The sequence below is a fragment of the Pseudomonas sp. genome, from assembly GCF_030683065.1.
In the GTDB taxonomy this organism is placed as follows: Bacteria; Pseudomonadota; Gammaproteobacteria; order Pseudomonadales; family Pseudomonadaceae; genus Aquipseudomonas.
The window spans coordinates 1-19,292 of the sequence record NZ_JAUXMX010000045.1 but is presented as its reverse complement, the minus strand read 5'-3'; the positions used below and the strand labels follow the sequence as shown (position 1 = coordinate 19,292).

The following is a 19,292-nucleotide window of genomic DNA, read 5'->3' as shown; positions in this document are numbered from 1 at the left end:
TGTCGAAGGACGCAGGGACTCCCTACCGCCGCCCTTTTGCGCTATATCCACGTCCCGTCGCCCCCGCTTGCCGGGGGCGTTCGCGTTCGGACCTGTGCAGATGACCCAATCCTGGGATGTGATCGTGATCGGCGGTGGCCACGCCGGCTGTGAGGCCGCAGCGGCCTCGGCGCGCTTCGGCGCGCGCACCCTTCTGCTCACCCACAAGCTGGAAACCATCGGCGAGATGAGCTGCAACCCGGCCATCGGCGGCCTGGGCAAGGGCCACCTCGTGCGCGAGATCGACGCGCTGGACGGCCTGATGGGCCGCATGGCCGACAAGGCCGGAATCCAGTTCCGCATGCTGAACCGCTCCAAGGGCGCCGCCGTCCGCGGACCGCGCGCCCAGATCGACCGCAATCTCTATCGCCAGGCGATGCAGGCTGAGCTGGCCGGCACGCCGAACCTCGACCTCATTGCCGAGGCGGTCGAGGACCTGATTGTCGAGGCCGATATGGTCGCCGGCGTCGTTGGCGGGTCGGGGACGGAGTACCGCGCGCCGAAGGTGGTTTTGACCACGGGGACCTTCCTTAAAGGCGTTATCCATCTGGGCGAGCAGCGCATCCCGGCTGGTCGGGTCGGTGATGCGCCGGCCATCGGCCTGTCGGACCGGCTCTACAGCCTGGGCCTCGACATGGGTCGCCTCAAGACCGGCACTCCGGCCAGACTCGATGGCTCGACCATCGCCTGGGACCGGCTGGAGATGCAGGCGGCCGACGCCGAGCCCATCCCCTTCTCGTTCCTCAACGACCATATCGACGTCCCCCAGATCCAGTGCGGCATCACCTGGACGACCGAAGAGACGCACAGGATCATCGCCGAGCGGCTGACGGAGTCGGCGGTCTACGGTGGGCGCATCGAGGGTCGAGGCCCGCGCTACTGCCCGTCCATCGAGGACAAGGTCGTTCGCTTCGCGGACAAGACCGCCCACCAGGTCTTTCTGGAACCCGAGGGTCTGGACGACGACACGGTCTATCCGAACGGCATCTCGACCTCCGTGTCGGAAGCGACCCAGCTGCTGTTCCTGCGCACCATCCCGGGCCTCGAGTCCGTTGAGGTTCGTCGCTACGGCTACGCCATCGAGTACGACTATGTCGATCCGCGCGAGCTGTTCCCGACCCTTGAGGTCAAGCGCCTGCAGGGGCTCTATCTGGCTGGTCAGATCAACGGCACGACGGGCTACGAAGAGGCCGGCGCCCAGGGTCTGATGGCCGGAATGAACGCCGCCCGGGCTGCTTCCGGCGCCGAGGCGGCGACCTTTGCCCGGGACGAGGCCTATATCGGCGTGCTGATCGACGATCTGGTCACGCGGGGTGTGACCGAGCCCTACCGGATGTTTACGAGTAGGGCGGAGTTCCGACTTTTGCTGCGCGCCGACAACGCCGATCAGCGACTCTCGCCGCGCGGTATCGACCTTGGGATCGTGGGTTCCGTAAGGGCTGGAGTGTTTCACGTGAAACAACGGGCCCTCGACGAGGCCCGTGCGCAGGCCCGTTCATGGTCGTTAACGCCAGCAGCCGCCCAGAGGGCGGGCCTGGCGGTCAAGGCTGACGGCCAGCGTCGGGATCTGACCCAGCTCCTCGCCTATCCGGACGTCACACTTGAGGTCCTCGCGGCTCTCTGGCCGGAGATCAACGCCTGGCCGCCCGCGGTGCGTGAGCAGATCGAAATCGACGCTGCCTATGCCGGTTATCTCGACCGCCAGGCGGCTGACGTCGAGGCCTTCCGCCGTGACGAGGCCCTGCGCCTGCCCGCCGACCTCGACTACGGCGCCATCGGCGGCCTCTCCAACGAGGTCCGCTCCAAGCTGACCGCGGTTCGTCCCCTGACTCTTGGCCAGGCGGCCCGCATCGAGGGGGTCACTCCCGGCGCCCTGACCGCCCTGCTTGCCCATGTCCGACGTCCCCGCGCCGCCTGAGGCGGCTGGCGCGGCGCTGGACGCCGCCGGCTTTCAAGCCCTGACCCAGGCCACCGACACCCAGATGGCGGACCTTCAGCGGTTCCACGAAATGCTGATCGCCGGCAACGCGGTGATGAATCTCGTCGGCCCCGCCACCCTGCCCGACTTCTGGAATCGCCACGCCTGGGACAGCGCCCAGCTTCTGCGTCTGGCTCCGGAGGCCCGGACCTGGGCTGACCTCGGGGCCGGGGCCGGCTTCCCGGGTCTGGTGCTGGCTATCCTGTTCAAGGATCGTCCTGGAGCCACGGTGCATCTGGTCGAGAGCATGGCCAAGCGCTGCCGGTTCCTGACCTCGGTGTCGGAGGCGCTGGACCTGCCCGTCGTCATTCACAACAAGCGTGCGGAAGACCTGTCCATGACTGTGGATATCGTCACCGCGCGGGCTTGCGCGCCGATGACCCGCCTGCTCGGGTACGCGCGGCCCTACCTGAAGCGAGGCGCCACCGGCCTGTTTCTCAAGGGGCAAGATGTGGTATCCGAGCTTGAGGACGCCACCACATCGTGGAAGTTCTCCAGCCGCCTGATCGAGAGTTTGAGCGACCCGCGCGGCCGCATTGTCGAAGTGAAGGGACTATCCCGTGCCTGACAGGCCTCACCCGGTCCTACCGCCGGCCCCGATGCGCGTTCTGGCGATCGCCAACCAGAAGGGCGGCGTCGGCAAGACCACCACAGCCATAAATCTGGGCACGGCGCTGGCGGCGGTGGGCGAAAAGGTGCTGCTCATTGACTCTGACCCCCAGGGCAACGCCTCCACCGGCCTGGGCATTACCCGCCAGCAGCGCAAGACGAACCTCTACGACGTGCTGATGAACGAGATGCCGGCCGCCGAGGCGGCAGTGGCGACCGCCCTGCCCGGCTTCGATATCCTGCCGTCCGACCCCGACCTTTCGGGCATCGAACTGGAGCTGGGCCACGCGCCGCGCCGATCCTACCGGCTGCGCGACGCGCTGGAGCCTCTGCGCGCCGCCGGCCACTACGGCTATGTGCTGATCGACTGTCCGCCGTCGCTGAACCTGCTGACCGTCAACGCCATGACCGCCGCCGACGCGGTGTTCGTGCCGCTGCAGACGGAGTTCTTCGCGCTTGAGGGCCTGACCCAGTTGATGCGGACCGTCGATCTGGTGCGCGGCAGCCTCAATCCGACCCTGGAAATCCAGGGCGTGGTCCTGACCATGTTCGATCGCCGAAACAGCCTGTCCGAACAGGTGGCGCGCGATGTCCGCGCCCACTTCGGATCCAAGGTCTACGAGACGGTCATACCGCGCAATGTTCGGGTGTCGGAGGCGCCGTCCTTCGGCAAACCGGTGCTGATCTACGATCTGAAGTGCGCCGGATCACAGGCCTATCTCAAGCTGGCCCGCGAAGTCGTGGGTCGTGAACGCGAACGGCGCCTTCGGGCGGCCTGACGACGGAATGAACGGAGTGACGACGTCGATGGCTGAAGGTCGCAGGGGACTGGGTCGCGGTCTGTCCGCGCTGCTTGGCGAGGCCGAGGCGGAGAATGCCGCTACGCCGGCCGGCGAGCCCGCGGGCGTGCGCGAGATTCCGATCGAGCTGATCCACCGCAACCCCGACCAGCCGCGCCGGCGGTTCGGTGAGACCGAGATCGGCGAACTGGCTGACTCCATTCGGGAGAAAGGTGTCCTGCAGCCGGTGCTGCTTCGTCCCGCCCCCGACCTGCCCGGCGAGTACCAGCTGGTGGCCGGCGAGCGTCGCTGGCGCGCGTCGCAGCAGGCTGGCCTGCGGGCCATGCCGGCCCTGATCCGTGACCTCGACGACCGCCAGGTGCTCGAGATCGCCATCGTCGAGAACGTCCAGCGCGCCGACCTGGGTGTTGTCGAGGAAGCGCTCAGCTACAGGGCGCTGATGGACCGCTTCGGCCGCACCCAGGAAGAGGTGGCCCAGGTGGTCGGCAAGAGCCGGCCGCATGTCGCCAACGCGCTGCGTCTGCTGACCCTGCCCGAGTCCGTCCAGTTGATGCTGGCCGAGGGGCAGCTGACCGCCGGTCATGCCCGGGCGCTGGTCGGCCATACCGAGGCGGTCAGCCTGGCGCGTGAGATCGTCGACCGCGAACTGAATGTCCGCGAGACCGAGGCCCTGGTCAAACGCGGCGCGCCGGAGACCCGGTCGGCCAGGCCCTCCGCCCCCGGTCGGCCCGGCGGCAAGGACGCCGACACCATGGCGCTCGAGGACGACCTGTCCGAGGTGCTTGGCCTGCCGGTCGAGATCAAGGACGCAGGCGGCGCCGGTGAGATCCGCATCCGCTACAAGACGCTTGAGCAACTGGACGACCTCTGCCGGCGTCTGACGCGGGGCGGCTGAGGCGCAGGGAGCCGAGCCCAAGGCCGACCGGTGTCGCTAATTTCGCCACAGAGCGGATTTTCCGCTTCCGGATTTCAAGTGATTGAAATCAATAGAGAAAATCTGCTGCTATTCGGCGCTTCCGGACGGGGCCGCGAGCTTTGTCGACTCCAGCGCCGGCAGGGTCGCCCAGACCCGGGCGTCGTGGGCCGGGACGACGACGAGTCCGGGATCAGCCGCCTTGAGCTGGTTCAGCCGGACGAGCAAGTCGCGGGTCGCCTCGCGATCGTGGTCCACGCGTCGCGCAATCCAGGGCTTCTGCGCCGGCCGATCCACGCCCTCAGCCTGCCAGGCGATGTCGCCGATCAGCGCGTAGCGCTTGCCATCCGGCAGGCTGATGAAGGCGATGATCGAGCCGGGCGTATGACCTCCTGCCGGGACCAGCACCACGCTGCCGTCGCCGAAGACGTCGCGACTGGCCAGGAAGCCGCGGTAGGCGCCGTCGGGAAAGTCGTAGGCGCGATAGCTGTCGGTCCCGAGCCGCCGGGAGAGCGCCCCTGCCCGATCCTCCCCCTTCACGAACGCCAGCTCGGCCTCGGAAACCCAGACGGGCACGCCGGGAAGAGCCTCCAGGCCGCTCACGTGATCCCAGTGCGCGTGGGTCAGGATCACGGCAGTAAGGTCGGACGGCACGATTCCGGCGGCCCGCAACTGGTCGGCCACCGTGGTCTGGCGATCGTATTTCGACGCCAGTCTGAGGAGCAGCGGCGTGCCGATCCTGAAGTGCTCGTCCACGCCGGGACCGAAGCCTGCGTCGAACAGGACCATCCCTTTCGGATGGCGCACCAGTATGCCGCCGATTGAAAAGACGCGTGCGTCATCTGTGGCGCCGCCCTCGTAGGCCAGGCTGGCCCGGGCGTACATGCGGCCGGACGGAACGGCCGCCAGGCTCATCCCGGCCGGCGGCCTGGCGGCGGGGGCGGTCATCGCGGCCGTGGGCGGAGGGACCGGGATGACCGGCGGCGGGGCGCAGGCGGCGGCGATAACGGCCAGCGACGACAGGGCGAGGGCGGTAGCGTGACGCATGGAAGTCTCCAGAGCCGAAGACTAGACTATACAATATAGTCCAAGCTATGAGTCAACGGTCTTTCCGCCAGCCCCCTTCCGGATGCCGGACCCCATAGCGGCACAGGAAGGTGGCCACAGCCTCGGTGATCACCGTCTCGCGCGGCGGGAGCCGGTCCGCGGCTGGTCCGATCGCCATCACATGAGGCCAGATCGCAAACTCCTGGATCAGGCCCAGGAACTGGCGAGCGGCGAGGTCGGGGTGCGGGCAGTCGATGACGCCCTGGTCCGCCATCGCGGCCAGGACCCCGCCCAGCGCCTCCAGAGTCGGCGCCTTGCCGAAGCGGTAGAACTCCTCGCCAATCCATGGTCGGGCGAGCGATTCCGCGACGACCAGGCGGGTGAAGGCGATCTGGTCGCCCTCCTCGGCGAAGCGGTAGATCGCCCCGGCGATCTGGACCAGCTTGGCGGCCGGATCGTCGAAGGTGACGCCCCCGATCGACTCCCGGACCCAGTCGGCCCAGGCGAGCATGCCGCCCCAGTGCCGGCGCAGCATGGCGCGCAGCAGGGCCTCCTTGCCGCCGAACCGGTTGTAGACGGTCTGCCGCGAGACGCCGGCCGCGGCTGCGACCTGGTCCAGGTTCACCCCGTCATAGCCGGCCTCGAGGAAAAGGGTCCGCGCGGCCGTCAGGATGGCGTCTTCGGACCGCGCAGCGTCGGCGCGCGCCCGGGCGGCGCGTCCGGACAGGGGCTTGGCGGGCGTCTGAGGGTTCATTTCTGGACTATACTGTAAAGACCATCAGCTGTCAGCCCGCAGGCCCGGTCGGCGATCTGACATCGACTGAAACGCCGCGAGAAAGTCGCGAGATCCGGCGAGAAAACCCGGCCAGATCGGTAAGATTCCGCCAGGTCGGCGAGAGTCTACAGTCCCAGCCGTCGCGCGCGGCCGGCGATGGTCAGGGCCAGACGCTCGGCCAGCAGGTCGTCCGGCGCCCCGGCCGTCTTGCAGGCCATGTCGGCGGCCAGCACCTCGGGATGCAGCGCCAGCAGGTGCTCCAGCGTCCAGGCCCTGGCCTGCCGCAGCATCTCGCGCTCGTTCTTCCAGAACACACCCGAGGCCTTTGCGGCTTCCGCCAGGCTGGCGCCGTTGCCAGCCAGGGTGAGGATGCGGCGCAACCTGGCCAGGTGCATGCCCATGGCGCGGACGGCGGCCGGACCACCCTCCCCTTCAGCCGCCGCGCGTCGCAGGCCCGCCTGGGCCGCCGCCAGCTTGCCGCCGAACGCGTCCGTGGCCGCATCGCTCAGCGAGGCCTCCGGCTCGACGCCCAGAAAATCCGCCAGATCGGCGGGCGTGGCGATCCGGCCGCTGCCCGGGCCGAGCCAGAGCGCAAGCCGTTCCATTTCCTGCCGGGCGACGCCGCGCTCACGGGGCAGGCGGGAGACGAAGAGCTCGAGCGCCTGGCTGTCGAGGCCGACCTTGTCGGCGGCCAGCGACTCGCGGACCAGCCGGGCCACATCGCCGGGCTCGTCGTCGTAGCAGGGGATCGTCGCGCAGGCGGCGGCCTTCTCGGCTGCCTTGCGCAGCGCCGAGTCGCGGCCCAGCGCGCCGGCCTCGATGAGCAGGAAGGCGTCGGGGTTCAACTTCCCCTCTGCATGAGCGGAAAGCGCCTCGGCGGCCGTCTTGTCGGGCGCGGCCTTCTCGCCGGTAAACCGCACTCGCACCAGCCGGCGGCCGCCCATCATCGAGATGGCGGCCAACTCGCCCTCCAGCCGGCCGTCGCCCAGCTCGTCGTCGTTGAGCATGGCGGTGTCGAAAGGGTCGTCGGGGTTGGCGGTGACCACCCCGGCCAGCCTGTCGGCCCGTTCACGGACGCCGCCCCGGTCGCGGCCATAGATCAGGGCGGCGCGCACGCCGGCGTCCGGGCCCTTGAGGAATCGTTCAACGTCGGGCCGCTTGGAGATGATCAAGGCGGCTACCCCGTCCGGCCGCGCGCCATCCAGACGGCCAGCTGCAGCTGGATCTTGCGGGCCAGCTCGGCGGCGGCCCGTTCCTCGGCGTCCTGGTGCCCGGCGATCGCGGCATAGGGCTGGTCGGCACGGTCGAAGGTGACTTCCGTGCTGGTCACGCCCCTGAAGGCGACCAGACCGGTGGCGGTCTCGGTCAGGGTCCAGCTGGCGTCCAGCACCAGTTCATAGCGGCTGGCGGCGGAGTCGACGCGGCGGCCGCGCGGTGTGCGGATCTGCCTGAGGTCGATCTTCAGGGTGTAGGCCGCCGGAATGGCGGCGTCGCGGGCCAGGGCGTCATCCAGGGACTCGCGCAGCAGGAAGCCCGTACGACCCTCGGGCGCGATGGTCTCGATCGCTGACAGTCCCGGCCCGACGCCCGGCGCGGCGTACAGGGGCGTGAAGCCGCAGCCGGCCAGCAGCGGGGCGGCGGCGATCAGAACCAGAGCCAGAAGACGCGCCTTCATGATCACCCCGCGACGATGTTCACGATGCGACCGGGCACGACGATCACCTTGCGCACGGTCTGACCTTCAAGGTGAACCGTAACCGCCGGGTCCGCCAGCGCCTTCTCGCGCACCGCGGCCTCGTCGGCGTCGGCCGGAACCCGGACCTCGGCGCGGCGCTTGCCGTTGATCTGCACCGGCAGCACCAGCTCCGCGTCGACGGTCAGGGCCGGATCGGCCACCGGCCAGGACGCGTCAACGGCCATGCCCTCGCCGCCGATCCGCACCCAGCATTCCTCGGCCAGATGGGGCGTGAAGGGGGCGATCAGCCGGGCCAGCACCGAAAGCGCCTCGGCGCGCGCGTTGGAGAATCCTGCGTTGTCGGCAGGGAAGGCCTTGAGAATATTCAGGAATTCGTAGAGCCGGGCGATGCCGCTGTTGAAGCGGAAGTGCTCGATGGAGTCGGTGACCGCCTTGATGGTCTTGTGCGTCGCGCGGCGCAGGTCCTCGGCGCGCGGGTCGGTGTCGGGTCCCGACGGCCCCGCGCCGGAGGCGTCGAATTCAGCCCAGACGCGGTTGACGAAGCGGCCCGCCCCCTCGACCCCGCCCGTCGTCCACTGCACGTCCCGTTCGGGCGGGCTGTCGGACATCACGAACAGTCGGGCGGCGTCGACGCCGTAGCTTTCGAAGATCTCCTCCGGGGCCACGACGTTCTTCTTCGACTTCGACATTTTCTCGATGTCGCCGATGACCAGCGGCTCTCCGGTCCGCGCGATGCGGGCGCGACGGGTGGACCCCTCGGTCTCGATGACGATCTGCGAGGGCTCGACCCAGTCGCCGGCCTGGCTGCGATAGGTCTCGTGCGTGACCATGCCCTGGGTGAACAGGCCCGCGAACGGCTCGGCCACCGACAGCAGCCCCTCATCCTTCAGGGCGCGGGTCACGAACCGGGCGTACAGCAGGTGCAGCACCGCGTGCTCGACCCCGCCAATATACTGATCCACCGGCAGCCATTTGTCGGCGGCGGCCTTGTCGATCGGGGTGGTGCTGGTCGGGTTTGCGAACCGCGCGAAGTACCAGGACGAGTCCATGAAGGTGTCCAGGGTGTCGGTCTCGCGCTCGGCGTCGCCGCCGCAGGACGGGCATTTGACGAACCGCCAGGTCGGATGGTGCAACAGCGGGTTGCCCGGCCGGTCGAAGGTGACGTCATCGGGCAGGATGACCGGCAGCTGGTCGGCCGGGACCGGCAGGGTGCCGCAGGTCTTGCAGTGGATGACCGGGATCGGGCAACCCCAGTAGCGCTGACGCGAGACGCCCCAGTCGCGCAAGCGGTAGACGGTCGCGCCCTTGCCTTTGCCCATCGCCTCGATGCGGGCGACGGCGGCGGCCTTGGCCTGTTCGATGGTCAGGTCGTCCAGAAAGCCGGAGTTGATGATCTTTCCCGGGCCTGTGAAGGCCTCCGAACCGACCATGAAGGTGGCTGGATGGGCGTCGCCGGGCAGGACCACCGGCTTGACCGGCAGGCCGTACTTGCGGGCGAAATCCAGATCCCGCTGGTCATGGGCAGGGCAGCCGAAGATGGCGCCCGTGCCGTAGTCCATGAGGATGAAGTTGGCGATCCAGACGGGCAGGGTCTCGTCTTCCGCGAACGGATGCTTCACCCGCAGGCCGGTATCCAGGCCCAGTTTTTCTGCGCCCTCGATGTCGGCTTCCGAGGTTCCGCCCCGGCGGCACTCGGCGATGAAGGCGGCGACCTTCGGGTCGGCGGCCAGCCGTTCGGCCAGCGGATGATCGGGCGCGATACCGACGAAAGCCGCGCCGAACAGAGTGTCGGGGCGGGTGGTGTAGACTTCCAGGCCCGCTTCAAAGCCGTCCGGCGCGCGGCCATCGAAGTCGAAGGAGAACTGCAGGCCGGTCGAGCGACCGATCCAGTTTTCCTGCATAATCCGGACCTTGTCCGGCCAGCGATCCAGGGTCTGCAGACCTTCGATCAGGTCGTCGGCGTAGTCGGTGATCCGCAGGAACCACTGGGTCAGCTTCTTCTTCTCGACCACCGCGCCGGAGCGCCAGCCGCGGCCGTCGACCACCTGCTCGTTGGCCAGCACGGTCATGTCGACCGGGTCCCAGTTGACCGTGGCCTCCTTGCGGTAGACCAGGCCGCGCTCCATCAGCTTGAGGAACCAGGCCTGCTGCTGACCGTAATATTCAGGATCGCAGGTCGCGAACTCGCGGCTCCAGTCGATCGACAGGCCCAGCGACTTCAGCTGTTCCCGCATTCCGGCTATGTTTTCGTAGGTCCAGCCCTTGGGGTGAACGCCGCGCTCCATGGCGGCGTTCTCCGCCGGCATGCCGAAGGCGTCCCAGCCCATCGGATGCAGCACCGCATGGCCCCGGGCGCGGCGATAGCGGGCCACCACATCGCCCATGGCGTAGTTGCGGACGTGCCCCATGTGGATGCGCCCCGACGGATAGGGGAACATCTCCAGGACGTAGTACTTCGGCCGTGGGTCGTCGTTGCCGACGCGGAACACGTCCTTGCGGGCCCAGGCCTCACGCCATCGGGGCTCCGCGTCCTTCGGATTGTATCGGGCCATTGCGGCTTTCGGGCGGTCCGGCCGGCTTAGCCGGAGATGTTGGCCAGACGCAGCTGGCGGGCCTTGGTCAGGATGGCGTTCTCGATGTCGGTCTCGGTCTGGGCCGCCGTAGGAGCGTCCGTCCAGCCGCCGGCGCCGTCGCTGACCTGCTTGAACACGGTCACGTTGAGGCCGTCCGCCCTAAGTCGCGTGTCGAGGATGTAGACGGTCGCCTTGAAGCGCTCGTCGGGCTTTTCAGGGTTGGTATACCAGTCGGTGATCACCACGCCGCCGTAGGGGTCAGCCGAGGCCAGCGGCATGAAGGACAGCGTGTCCAGGCTCGCGCGCCACAGGTAGGCGTTGACGCCGATCTGCGCCGCCTCGCCGCCCTTGCTCGCGCTCGAGCCGCGACCGAACGGCGACCAGCCGCCGCCGTCGACGTTCCGTGAACCGCCCGTTCCGCAGCCGGCCACGCCAACGAGCGCCAGGGTGAGAACCCCGACAGAGGCGACCCGCATCCAAGACCCGCGCGCAAACGCCATATTCAATCGCTCCAACAACGTTTCGGGCCGCGCGTGCCTTTGGGTCGCGCGACGGCGTACACCCCCGACGCCTCGACAGCCCGTCTACAACAGGGCCGCCTCACCGCCAAACAGGAATCTCGTGACCTTCGCGCAACAGGCGACCGGGGAATCGATGGACTCCTTCCCCGAGTCTGACTGCTGCCGGTTGACCCCGGCCCCAAGCGGCTTTTAATCGCTCTCAAGGCTCACCATGTTTCATCAGGAATGATGGCAAGAGCGAGACGGCTAGGGGGAGCCGGAGACGGTATGACGAAGCTTCTGAGCACTGTCGCGATTTCGGCGCTGGCCCTGGCGGGCTCGGCGACGTTCGCGCATGCCCAGACGGCACCCGCCAAGCCGAAGCCGCCGACCGGTTTCTCGGTCCGCAGTGACTTCAACGCTTCTGACTCCCAGTTCGCGCCTCAGGACAGCCGTCGGCTGGTCTGGGACGCCAGCAAGGGCCGCTGGGGCCTGACCCTCGACATCAAGCCGCGCACGGACATCGGTTCGACTGGCCGCGACGTGGAAGCCGGCGCCTTCTTCAAGGTCACGCCGAGCCTGCGGGTCGGCGGCGCCGTCGGCGTCGGCCCCAATCAACCCGCGCCGATCCGCAAGAGCGACGGCCGGGAGGAGACGCCCCGCGTGCGTCTCGAGACCGCCTTCAAGTTCTGAAGGCCTCCACCATTGCAAATCCCGCCGCGCCCGAGCTGACCAGTTCCGGCGCTGTTTTCGCGTTCACGCCGCCCAGGGCGTAGACGGGCAGGGGCGCGGCGGCGACGAAGGCGGCGAAGGCCGCTGCGCCCATGGGTGGTCCCGCCGAGGGGCTGGCGCTGGCGAAGACGGTCGAGGCCAGCACCGCGTCGCAGCCGAACGCCGCCGCCAGCCGGGCCGCCTCCAGCGAATGGACGGCGCCGGTGACGGTCCAGTCGGGACGGGCCGCTTTCAAGCTCTCCGCGCGGCCAAGGTCGCGCTCAGGCAGGTGCACCCCCCCGGCCCCCACGGCCTCGGCCAGGGCCGGATCGGCGCCGATCAGAAGCAGCAGCTCCCGAGCGCCGGCGATGGCGGCCAACGCCCGCGCCTTGTCCAGCGCATCGCCCGCCCCGAAGGCCCGGTAGATCACCCCGCAGCCGGCCGGCAGTCGCGCGGCGACGGCGGCCGGATCGGGGGTCCGGTCAGGATCGGTGACGAAAATCAGACGGGGCAGGGGCTTTGCGCCGGGCAGGCGGGGTCGTAAGGACGCCGCAAGGTCCGCCAGCCGCTGGAGATCACCCGTTGCCTCACTCATCCGCTGTCGCTGACGCGCGCCTTTCCGTGCTGAACCGTATCGCCGAGGCGGCGCGGGACGCCGGACGGTCGCCGGATGATGTGACCCTTGTCGCCGTCTCCAAGCAACAGCCGGACGAGAAGATCGACGCCATGTTGGCCGCCGGACAGCGGGTGTTCGGCGAAAACCGCGTCCAGGAGGCCATGGGCCGCTGGATTCCGCGCCGCGAGGGCGTCGAGCTGCGCCTGATCGGGCCCCTGCAAACCAACAAGGTGCGCGAGGCCGTCGCCCTGTTCGATGTCATCGAGACCGTCGATCGCCAGAAGCTGGCCGAGGCTCTGGCGCGGGAGATGGTCCGCTCGGATACAGCCGTCCGTCTCTATGTCCAGGTCAACACCGGCGAGGAGCCGCAGAAGGCGGGTGTCGCGCCAGCTGCTGCGGACGCCTTCATCGCCGGTTGTCGCGGTCTCGGCCTGACCCTGGAGGGCCTGATGTGCATCCCGCCCGACGGCGAGCCCCCGGAACCGCACTTCGGGATGCTGGCCGATATCGCCGCGCGCAACGGCCTGACGAAACTTTCCATGGGTATGAGCGCTGACTACCCTGTGGCGGTACGCCTCGGCGCCACCAGCGTCCGGGTCGGGTCGGCGCTGTTCGGCGGGCGAGGCTGACGGCGGCGGTGAAGGCCGTGAAATAGCCGCGCGCGGGCCCTATCTGTAACCCCAGGTCTCGCCCGCATGTTGGCCAGAGGCCGCGAACCGGTGCATGGTCTGTTGATGGCGCAACGCAAGACACTCCTCATCGTCGACGACGACAACGACCTCCGGAGCGCACTGGCCGAGCAGCTGGCGCTCCACGAGGAATTCGCGGTGGTTCAGGCCGAGACGGCCGGGGAGGGCGGACGGCTGGGCCGGGAAGCCCGGCCGGACCTGATCCTGCTCGACGTCGACCTGCCCGACATGGACGGCCGCGAGGCCTGCCGTCTGATGCGCAAGGGCGGTGTGACGGCGCCGATCATCATGCTGACGGCGGCGGCGACCGACGCCGACACCATCCTGGGCCTCGATTCGGGGGCCAATGACTATGTGACCAAACCTTTCCGCTTCGGGGTTCTGCTGGCCCGCATCCGGGCCCATCTGCGCAGCCACGAAGCGTCCGAGGACGCTGTCTTCCGCATCGGCCCCTACGAGTTCCGCCCGGCCCAGAAGCTGCTGGTCGACGACAGGGCGAAAAAGGTGCGGCTGACCGAGAAGGAAACCAACATCCTCAAGTACCTTTATCGCAGTGGGGCCAAGTCGGTGTCACGCGAGGAGCTGCTGACCGAGGTCTGGGGCTACAACGCGGGCGTCACCACCCACACGCTGGAAACCCACGTCTACCGGCTGCGGCAGAAGATCGAGCCCGATCCCGCGAATGCGCGGCTGCTGCTGACCGAGGCAGGGGGTTATCGGCTGCAGCCTTGATGCGTTGCGTGCTTCGACACGCCGCTTTGCGGCTGCTCAGGATGATCTGTTCAAAAGGCTGTCCACCGACGTCATGCTGAGCACCGCCCCCCCGGGTCCGCCGAATGGCGGCCCGAGGGTGAACTCCGGTGCGCGTCGAAGCACGCGATGACTAGACCATGAAATCCGCCGTGACCGGGGCGTGGTCGCTGGGCTTGTCCCAGCCGCGCACGTCGTCGTGGATGCGGGCCTGGGCCCGGCCGGTGGCGAAGGCGGCGTCGCGCAGGCCGGGCGTGACCAGGATGTGGTCCAGCAGCAGGCCGCGATTGGACTGGCGGAAGTCGGCGGCGCGGTAGCTCCACCAGCTGGCCAGCTTCTCCGGCTCGGGCGCCGCCTCCCGCACCAGGTTGATCAGGCCCAGCGACGCCTGCATCGCCCGGAAGGCCTCGATCTCGACCGGCGTGTGGCTGACGATCTTCGACATGTAGCGGTGGTTCCAGACGTCGAACTCGCCCGGGGCCACGTTGAGGTCGCCGGTGACCACCAGCGGAGCCTTTGGATCGCGTTTGGCCAGCTCGCGGGTCAGGCCCTCGTAGAAGTCCAGCTTGTGGTCGAACTTCGGGTTCAGCGCCCGGTCGGGCGTGTCGCCGCCGGCCGGGATGTAGAAGTTGTGGATCTCGACCCCGGCGATCTTCGCGCCGACGCAGCGGGCGTGGCCCTCGCGACAGACCTCGAGCGGCTGGGCGTCCTCGATCGGATGGCGCGAGGCGATGGCCACCCCGTGCCAGCCCTTCTGGCCGGCGATGCGGAAGTGGGAAAAGCCCAGATCCTCGAACATCTGCCTGGGGAACTCGGCCGTCTGGCACTTGATCTCCTGCAGGCACAGGACGTCCGGGGCGACCTCGTCGACCATCCGGCCGATGAGCTCGCCGCGCGGGCGGACGGAGTTGATGTTCCAGGTGGCGAGGCGAAGGCGCATGGGCTTCCAGATACGGGGTTTTCCGTCAAAAGAAACGCCCGGATGCATGAAGCATCCGGGCGCAAAAAGTGGTCTCTCATGCCGCCGCCGGGAGGGGATAGGTTCCGGCACGGTGCGACGGTATCGCGAGGTCGGGCGCGCTACCGTTATGCGTGGCATTATTGCAACGAGGGCGCAGAAACGTCAACAGGTTGAATCGAGGTATTTGCCTGTTGCGAATGTGTCACAAACCAGCCGGGCGTCAGCCTCGACGCGTCGGGGGGGGAGCGGGGGCCCGGAACAGGGCGGGGTCGAGGCCCGAGGCGCGCACCAGGCTGGTCAGCCGCACCCGGGTCGGGGCGTTGCGGGCGTCGGTGACCGTCCAGCCGAGCAGCTGCATCGGATTGTCGGAGAAGGTCATGATGATCTGCCCCTTGGTCTTGCCGGCCCGGTCCTGGGCGGTGATCTCGAAGCCATCGTTCAGGGGCTTCACCCCGGCGATGTGCACGCCGCGGTCCAGCCGGATCTCGTCGGCCAGGAACAGCTTCAGCGGCGTCTGGCTCAGGAAATAGCGGTTCACGGTCTTCAGTCGCTTGTCGGACACCGAGACCACGCGGCCGTCGGAGACCACCAGCAGGCTGGAGGGCTCCTCGTACTCGAAGCGCGCCTTGCCCGGGCGCTGCAGGTACAGCATGCCGGTCGTCTGCGAGCCGCGGGCGTCGGTCTGCACGAACTTGCCGCGCGCCGACTGCAGCCCCTGCAGGTAGGCCGTGGCCTTGTCGACCATGCCCTGTTCGGCGGGCGACAGGGCCGCGTGGGCGAGGCCGGGGGCCAGCAGCAGGGCCGGGGCGGCGGCGAGAAGGGCGCGTCTGGTCGTGGTCATGGCATCCGTCTAGCAGGGCCGAACGGCGAATTCAGGGCAGACCGCCGTCAGGGCGGCGGCGGGGCCAGGATCTCGCGCTTGCCGGCGTGGTTGGCGGGACCAACAACGCCCTCCTGCTCCATCCGTTCAATCAGCGAGGCGGCGCGGTTGTAGCCGATCTGCAGCCGGCGCTGGATGTAGCTGGTCGAGGCCTTGCCGTCGCGGGTGACCACGGCCACGGCGCGGTCGTAGAGGCTATTCTCGTCGCCGTCACCGCCGCCTGAACTGTGGCCGCCGCCGTCGCCGTCCTCGTCATCGCCGCCGGCGGTGACCTCGTCCAGGTACTGCGGCGCGCCCTGCTCGCGCAGGAACTTGGCCACCGCCGCCACCTCCTCGTCGGCCACGAACGGGCCGTGCAGGCGGGTCAGCCGCCCGCCGCTGCCGCCGGCCATGTAGAGCATGTCGCCCTGGCCCAGCAGCTGCTCGGCGCCCTGCTCGCCCAGGATGGTGCGGCTGTCGATGCGCGAGGTGACCTGGAAGCTGATCCGGGTCGGGAAGTTGGCCTTGATGGTGCCGGTGATGACGTCCACCGACGGCCTTTGGGTGGCCATGATCAGGTGGATGCCGGCGGCGCGGGCCATCTGGGCCAGCCGCTGCACGGCGCCCTCGATGTCCTTGCCGGCCACCATCATCAGGTCGGCGACCTCGTCGATGACCACCACCAGATAGGGCATGTGCTCGGGGCGGATCTTCTCGCTCTCGAAGATCGGGCGGCCGGCCTCGTCGAACCCGGTCTGGACGGTCCGTTCGAAGTGCTCGCCCTTGTCCAGCGCCTCCTTGGCCCGCTCGTTGTAGGCGGCGATGCCGCGCACGCCGATCTTGGCCATGCGGCGATAGCGGTCCTCCATCTCACGGACGGTCCACTTCAGGGCCACGATCGCCTTCTTCGAGTCCGTCACCACCGGGGCCAGCAGGTGCGGGATGCCGTCATAGACGGAGAGCTCGAGCATCTTGGGGTCGATCATGATGAACCGGCACTGCTCGGGGCTCAGCCGGTAGAGGATCGACAGGATCATGGCGTTGACCCCGACCGACTTGCCCGAGCCGGTGGTGCCGGCGATCAGCAGGTGGGGCATGCGGGCCAGGTCGGCGATATAGGGCTCGCCGCCGATGGTCTCGCCCAGCGCCATGGGCAGGGTCTGGGAGGCCTTCTCGTAGTCGGCGCTGGCCAGCAGGTCGCGCAGATAGACCGTCTCGCGCCTGGCGTTGGGCAACTCCAGGGCGATGGCGTTGCGGCCCGAGACCACCGACACCCGGCAGGCGGCGACGCCCATCGAGCGGGAGATGTCGTCGGCCAGGGCCACGACCCGCGCGTGCTTCACGCCTGGCGCCGGGACCAGTTCATAGAGGGTGACGACGGGACCCGGCCGGATCTGGTCGATGGCCCCGCGGATGCCGAACTCGCTGAGCACGCTTTCCAGCAGCCGGGCGTTCTGGCGCAGGGCCTCCTCGTCGAAGCCGCCGACGCGGGGCTTGGGCTTGGCCAGCATGGCCAGTTCCGGGAGCATGAAGCCGCCGGGCGCGACGAAGTCGAAGGTCTTCTGCTGCTCGCGCACCTCGCGGCTGCTGTTCTTCGGCGCCGGCTTGGGCGGCTTGATGGCCGGGGCGCCGGCGCGGCCGGGGGCGGGAATGTCGGCCTCGTCCTCGGCGATCTCGGCGGGCGCATCGTCGGCGAAGCGCAGGGGCTTGGGCGTTGTGGCCGCCTTTGCGGCGCGGCGGGGCGCGGCGGCGCGGACGGGCGCGGCCGGTTCTGACGCGCGCGGCGCGGGGCGGCGGGCCAACAGGGTCTCCAGCGCCCCCTCGGCGGCGCGGGCCATGCCGGCGCGGCTGACGCCCAGCGCCCAGGTGGCGGCGAACCCGCCGACGGCCAGCAGCACCAGCGCGGCGATCAGCTCCGCGCCGGGAATGCGGGCGAAGGCGATGATGCCCGACAGGGCGCCCAGCAGGCCGTCGCCCCAGAAGCCGCCCAGCCCCCGGGCCAGGGCCCAGGTTTTGGGCGGGCTCGGCGCGGCGATGGCGCCGGCCAGGGCCAGCACGGCCCCCGCGCCCACCAGGGCGCGGATGCGGGTCATGCCGCGATGGGCGTCGGGATCGGGATCGACGGCGCGGGTCAGGCCGAAGACGACCATCAGCAGCGCCAGTCCCCAGGCGGCCAGGCCCAGCGACTGCACGAAGATGTCGGCGACCACGGCGCCGGGTCCGCGCAGGATGTTGGTCGCCGGCAGGGCGGACGCGACGTTCAGGCTCGGATCGGCGGAATTCCAGGTCGCGAAGGCGGCGATCAGCGCCAGGCCCGCCGCCGCGACCACGCCGCCGCGCAGGCGCGCGCTGAACGGCTGGGTCCAGGCCCAGGCCGCCAGCTCCATCGCCATGTCCAGCCCGGTCCGCCTCGCCGCCCGCGCCATCCGCGCCCCCAACATCGTTCTGAGCCGCCTATCTGGCCCGTAGAGGGTTAAGGGGCGTTTACTCTGGTCGGCGATGGGCGCGGCCTGTCTCCAGTGTCGCGCGTGATGCTGAAGCGGGCGGGTCGCCGGGTGCGGGCCTGTGCGCAACGGAGCGTCGAAGCGGGGCGCCGGCCCGTCGCGCCGCTCGCCGTGGGCGGCGGAGGCGGGGCGCGGGGCCGGCTCAATGCCTTGTGGGGCAAGGGTGGGGGCGGTCTCGGCGATGGTCGGAGCAGCCTGCATCCAGGCATTATCCGTCCGTTCCGCAGGGGGTGGATGGATTCCGCCGGACAGCGTCTCGCGATGGGGCGAAAAGGGGCGGAATGTCTCGCCTTGTCTCCAGACTATATGTCTCGGGAGTCTCGCTTTTCAGGCCTCAGGTCCGTGTTCCCGGCGAAGGCCGGGTTTTGTCGGGCCATGCGTCCTTCGCGACGCTCGCTTGAAGCTCGCTCCTCAGGATGACGAACTCTGTGGAACGCAAACCACCTTCGTCATGCTGAGGAGCCGGCTCTCGGGCCGGCGTCGCGAAGCACGCAAGGCGTCACCGCCGCCCCCTTCAAAACTTCCACTTCGCGGTGCAGGCGTTGGCGACCTTCACGATGTCCGCCCGCTTCATCGTCCCGGCGATAATGGCGTCCTCGAAGTTGAGGTTGGCGTGGCCGATGCCGAGCCAGATCTCGGTGTCGTTGGGCTGTTCGTCACGCGCCTTGAGCCCGGCGAAGGCGGCCCGGGTCTTCTGCTCCCAGACCGGCGGCCTGCCGGGATAGCCGTCCAGCGCCTCGCCATCGATCTGCGACAGCCGCCGATAGGCCGCCGCGCACCGCTCGATGGCGAAGTAGTCGGGGGTGGGGGTCTGGGCGGCGGCGGGGGTCGCCATGGGCAGGGTCGCCGCAATCGACAGGGCGGCGGCGAGAAGCGGCAAACGCATGGGAAGTCCTCCGATGGGAGGAGGTTAGGGCCGGCGCCGGGTGCTCTCGCCGCCTGAAAGGGGGGATGATCCTCCCCCTCCCACCCGCTCATCCTCGCGGAAGCGAGGACCCAGGTTTACGGCCGGTGCACGCATGGCGGGCGATTGGCGCTGGCCATAGGGACAGACACCGAGGGTGTCTGTCCCGACCTTCGCCAGTCCCCACGATGAGCAGCTGCATCAAGAAAAGCCTGGGTCCTCGCTTCCGTGTTGTGTCCCGGGAGGTTGTCGAGCACTTCGGCGGGGGCTTTGTGGCCCAGGCATCGCAGTCGGGTTCGATTGTAGTCCTTCACGAAGGTGAGGATGAAGGTGTCGCGCTGAGCGGTGTCTGCGAAGCGGTTCTTGCC

The 19,292-nt window shown here is 69.0% G+C and carries 19 protein-coding genes; 7 read left to right on the top strand and 12 right to left on the bottom strand.

The window, feature by feature from the left end:
* The first annotated feature begins 100 nt into the window (after positions 1 to 100).
* The 4 genes from mnmG to Q8K09_RS14455 are packed head-to-tail and all read left to right on the top strand — an operon-like array spanning position 101 to position 4,321.
* Positions 101 to 1,957 carry a tRNA uridine-5-carboxymethylaminomethyl(34) synthesis enzyme MnmG gene (gene mnmG, locus Q8K09_RS14470; RefSeq protein ID WP_305255680.1) on the top strand — a complete coding sequence of 619 codons (1,857 nt, stop codon included), beginning with the start codon at positions 101 to 103 and terminating at the stop codon, positions 1,955 to 1,957.
* Entirely contained in the window at positions 1,932 to 2,585 is a 654-nt protein-coding gene (gene rsmG / locus Q8K09_RS14465; RefSeq protein ID WP_305255679.1) for a 16S rRNA (guanine(527)-N(7))-methyltransferase RsmG, read from the top strand. Before mnmG ends, rsmG begins: the two co-directional genes overlap by 26 nt.
* Before the next feature lie 31 nt (positions 2,586 to 2,616).
* Positions 2,617 to 3,405, top strand: a complete 789-nt coding sequence (locus Q8K09_RS14460) for a ParA family protein (RefSeq protein ID WP_305255678.1) — start codon at positions 2,617 to 2,619, stop codon at positions 3,403 to 3,405.
* Between the two features lie 28 nt (positions 3,406 to 3,433).
* Positions 3,434 to 4,321 (top strand): ParB/RepB/Spo0J family partition protein, encoded by an 888-nt coding sequence (locus Q8K09_RS14455; protein WP_305255677.1) that lies wholly within the window; start codon positions 3,434 to 3,436, stop codon positions 4,319 to 4,321.
* A gap of 108 nt (positions 4,322 to 4,429) precedes the next feature.
* On the opposite strand, the gene Q8K09_RS14450 is transcribed toward Q8K09_RS14455, so the two are convergent.
* From Q8K09_RS14450 to Q8K09_RS14425, 6 genes are all read right to left on the bottom strand, one after another.
* Positions 4,430 to 5,386, bottom strand: a complete 957-nt coding sequence (locus Q8K09_RS14450; protein WP_305255676.1) for an MBL fold metallo-hydrolase — start codon at positions 5,384 to 5,386, stop codon at positions 4,430 to 4,432.
* A gap of 52 nt (positions 5,387 to 5,438) precedes the next feature.
* On the bottom strand, positions 5,439 to 6,140 hold the full coding sequence (locus Q8K09_RS14445) for a TetR/AcrR family transcriptional regulator (protein WP_305255675.1): 702 nt from the start codon (positions 6,138 to 6,140) through the stop codon (positions 5,439 to 5,441).
* Positions 6,141 to 6,286: 146 nt separating this feature from the next.
* Entirely contained in the window at positions 6,287 to 7,333 is a 1,047-nt protein-coding gene (gene holA, locus Q8K09_RS14440; protein ID WP_305255674.1) for a DNA polymerase III subunit delta, read from the bottom strand.
* Positions 7,334 to 7,338: 5 nt separating this feature from the next.
* Positions 7,339 to 7,836 (bottom strand): LPS assembly lipoprotein LptE, encoded by a 498-nt coding sequence (gene lptE / locus Q8K09_RS14435; RefSeq protein WP_305255673.1) that lies wholly within the window; start codon positions 7,834 to 7,836, stop codon positions 7,339 to 7,341.
* Between the two features lie 2 nt (positions 7,837 to 7,838).
* Positions 7,839 to 10,409, bottom strand: coding sequence for a leucine--tRNA ligase (leuS, locus tag Q8K09_RS14430; protein WP_305255672.1), 2,571 nt, complete (start codon positions 10,407 to 10,409; stop codon positions 7,839 to 7,841).
* Positions 10,410 to 10,435: 26 nt separating this feature from the next.
* On the bottom strand, positions 10,436 to 10,930 hold the full coding sequence (locus tag Q8K09_RS14425; RefSeq protein ID WP_305255671.1) for a DUF3576 domain-containing protein: 495 nt from the start codon (positions 10,928 to 10,930) through the stop codon (positions 10,436 to 10,438).
* A 288-nt stretch (positions 10,931 to 11,218) separates the two neighbouring features.
* Here Q8K09_RS14425 and Q8K09_RS14420 point away from each other — a divergent pair, with 288 nt between their 5' ends.
* A complete protein-coding gene (locus Q8K09_RS14420; RefSeq protein WP_305255670.1) occupies positions 11,219 to 11,623 on the top strand; it encodes an NtrZ family periplasmic regulatory protein in 405 nt (134 codons plus the stop codon).
* On the opposite strand, the gene Q8K09_RS14415 is transcribed toward Q8K09_RS14420, so the two are convergent.
* Positions 11,613 to 12,236, bottom strand: a complete 624-nt coding sequence (locus Q8K09_RS14415; RefSeq protein WP_305255669.1) for a thiamine phosphate synthase — start codon at positions 12,234 to 12,236, stop codon at positions 11,613 to 11,615. The genes Q8K09_RS14420 and Q8K09_RS14415 overlap by 11 nt on opposite strands.
* 26 nt (positions 12,237 to 12,262) lie before the next feature.
* On the opposite strand from Q8K09_RS14415, the gene Q8K09_RS14410 reads away from it, so the two are divergent.
* Together Q8K09_RS14410 and Q8K09_RS14405 are read left to right on the top strand one after the other, a co-directional pair.
* Positions 12,263 to 12,886: a YggS family pyridoxal phosphate-dependent enzyme gene (locus Q8K09_RS14410; RefSeq protein WP_305255668.1), complete on the top strand. Its 624-nt coding sequence runs from the start codon at positions 12,263 to 12,265 to the stop codon at positions 12,884 to 12,886.
* Between the two features lie 105 nt (positions 12,887 to 12,991).
* On the top strand, positions 12,992 to 13,678 hold the full coding sequence (locus Q8K09_RS14405; RefSeq protein ID WP_305255667.1) for a response regulator transcription factor: 687 nt from the start codon (positions 12,992 to 12,994) through the stop codon (positions 13,676 to 13,678).
* A 151-nt stretch (positions 13,679 to 13,829) separates the two neighbouring features.
* Here Q8K09_RS14405 and Q8K09_RS14400 read toward each other — a convergent pair whose 3' ends face one another.
* The 5 genes from Q8K09_RS14400 to Q8K09_RS14380 form a co-directional block, all read right to left on the bottom strand.
* Positions 13,830 to 14,636: an exodeoxyribonuclease III gene (locus tag Q8K09_RS14400; protein ID WP_305255666.1), complete on the bottom strand. Its 807-nt coding sequence runs from the start codon at positions 14,634 to 14,636 to the stop codon at positions 13,830 to 13,832.
* Positions 14,637 to 14,877: 241 nt separating this feature from the next.
* The gene (locus tag Q8K09_RS14395; protein WP_305255665.1) at positions 14,878 to 15,498 is read right to left on the bottom strand and encodes an outer-membrane lipoprotein carrier protein LolA; all 621 of its coding nucleotides are present in this window, start codon (positions 15,496 to 15,498) and stop codon (positions 14,878 to 14,880) included.
* Positions 15,499 to 15,545: 47 nt separating this feature from the next.
* Complete coding sequence (locus Q8K09_RS14390) at positions 15,546 to 17,909, bottom strand: DNA translocase FtsK 4TM domain-containing protein (protein WP_305255664.1); 2,364 nt, start codon at positions 17,907 to 17,909, stop codon at positions 15,546 to 15,548.
* Between the two features lie 625 nt (positions 17,910 to 18,534).
* Entirely contained in the window at positions 18,535 to 18,906 is a 372-nt protein-coding gene (locus tag Q8K09_RS14385) for a hypothetical protein (RefSeq protein WP_305255663.1), read from the bottom strand.
* Between the two features lie 116 nt (positions 18,907 to 19,022).
* The coding region (locus tag Q8K09_RS14380; protein WP_305255662.1) for a hypothetical protein at positions 19,023 to 19,292 on the bottom strand (270 nt) is incomplete at its 5' end.

What these genes read in the sequence shown, in the direction of transcription:
- Q8K09_RS14385 (WP_305255663.1), bottom strand. Translation starts at nt 18,906, where the DNA reads ATGCGTTTGCCGCTTCTCGCCGCCGCCCTGTCGATTGCGGCGACCCTG.
- Q8K09_RS14420 (WP_305255670.1), top strand. Translation starts at nt 11,219, where the DNA reads ATGACGAAGCTTCTGAGCACTGTCGCGATTTCGGCGCTGGCCCTGGCG.
- Q8K09_RS14460 (WP_305255678.1), top strand. Translation starts at nt 2,617, where the DNA reads ATGCGCGTTCTGGCGATCGCCAACCAGAAGGGCGGCGTCGGCAAGACC.
- rsmG (WP_305255679.1), top strand. Translation starts at nt 1,932, where the DNA reads ATGTCCGACGTCCCCGCGCCGCCTGAGGCGGCTGGCGCGGCGCTGGAC.
- Q8K09_RS14400 (WP_305255666.1), bottom strand. Translation starts at nt 14,636, where the DNA reads ATGCGCCTTCGCCTCGCCACCTGGAACATCAACTCCGTCCGCCCGCGC.
- Q8K09_RS14445 (WP_305255675.1), bottom strand. Translation starts at nt 6,140, where the DNA reads ATGAACCCTCAGACGCCCGCCAAGCCCCTGTCCGGACGCGCCGCCCGG.
- Q8K09_RS14455 (WP_305255677.1), top strand. Translation starts at nt 3,434, where the DNA reads ATGGCTGAAGGTCGCAGGGGACTGGGTCGCGGTCTGTCCGCGCTGCTT.
- mnmG (WP_305255680.1), top strand. Translation starts at nt 101, where the DNA reads ATGACCCAATCCTGGGATGTGATCGTGATCGGCGGTGGCCACGCCGGC.
- Q8K09_RS14390 (WP_305255664.1), bottom strand. Translation starts at nt 17,909, where the DNA reads ATGGCGATGGAGCTGGCGGCCTGGGCCTGGACCCAGCCGTTCAGCGCG.
- Q8K09_RS14405 (WP_305255667.1), top strand. Translation starts at nt 12,992, where the DNA reads ATGGCGCAACGCAAGACACTCCTCATCGTCGACGACGACAACGACCTC.
- Q8K09_RS14450 (WP_305255676.1), bottom strand. Translation starts at nt 5,386, where the DNA reads ATGCGTCACGCTACCGCCCTCGCCCTGTCGTCGCTGGCCGTTATCGCC.
- leuS (WP_305255672.1), bottom strand. Translation starts at nt 10,409, where the DNA reads ATGGCCCGATACAATCCGAAGGACGCGGAGCCCCGATGGCGTGAGGCC.
- lptE (WP_305255673.1), bottom strand. Translation starts at nt 7,836, where the DNA reads ATGAAGGCGCGTCTTCTGGCTCTGGTTCTGATCGCCGCCGCCCCGCTG.
- Q8K09_RS14395 (WP_305255665.1), bottom strand. Translation starts at nt 15,498, where the DNA reads ATGACCACGACCAGACGCGCCCTTCTCGCCGCCGCCCCGGCCCTGCTG.
- Q8K09_RS14415 (WP_305255669.1), bottom strand. Translation starts at nt 12,236, where the DNA reads ATGAGTGAGGCAACGGGTGATCTCCAGCGGCTGGCGGACCTTGCGGCG.
- Q8K09_RS14425 (WP_305255671.1), bottom strand. Translation starts at nt 10,930, where the DNA reads ATGGCGTTTGCGCGCGGGTCTTGGATGCGGGTCGCCTCTGTCGGGGTT.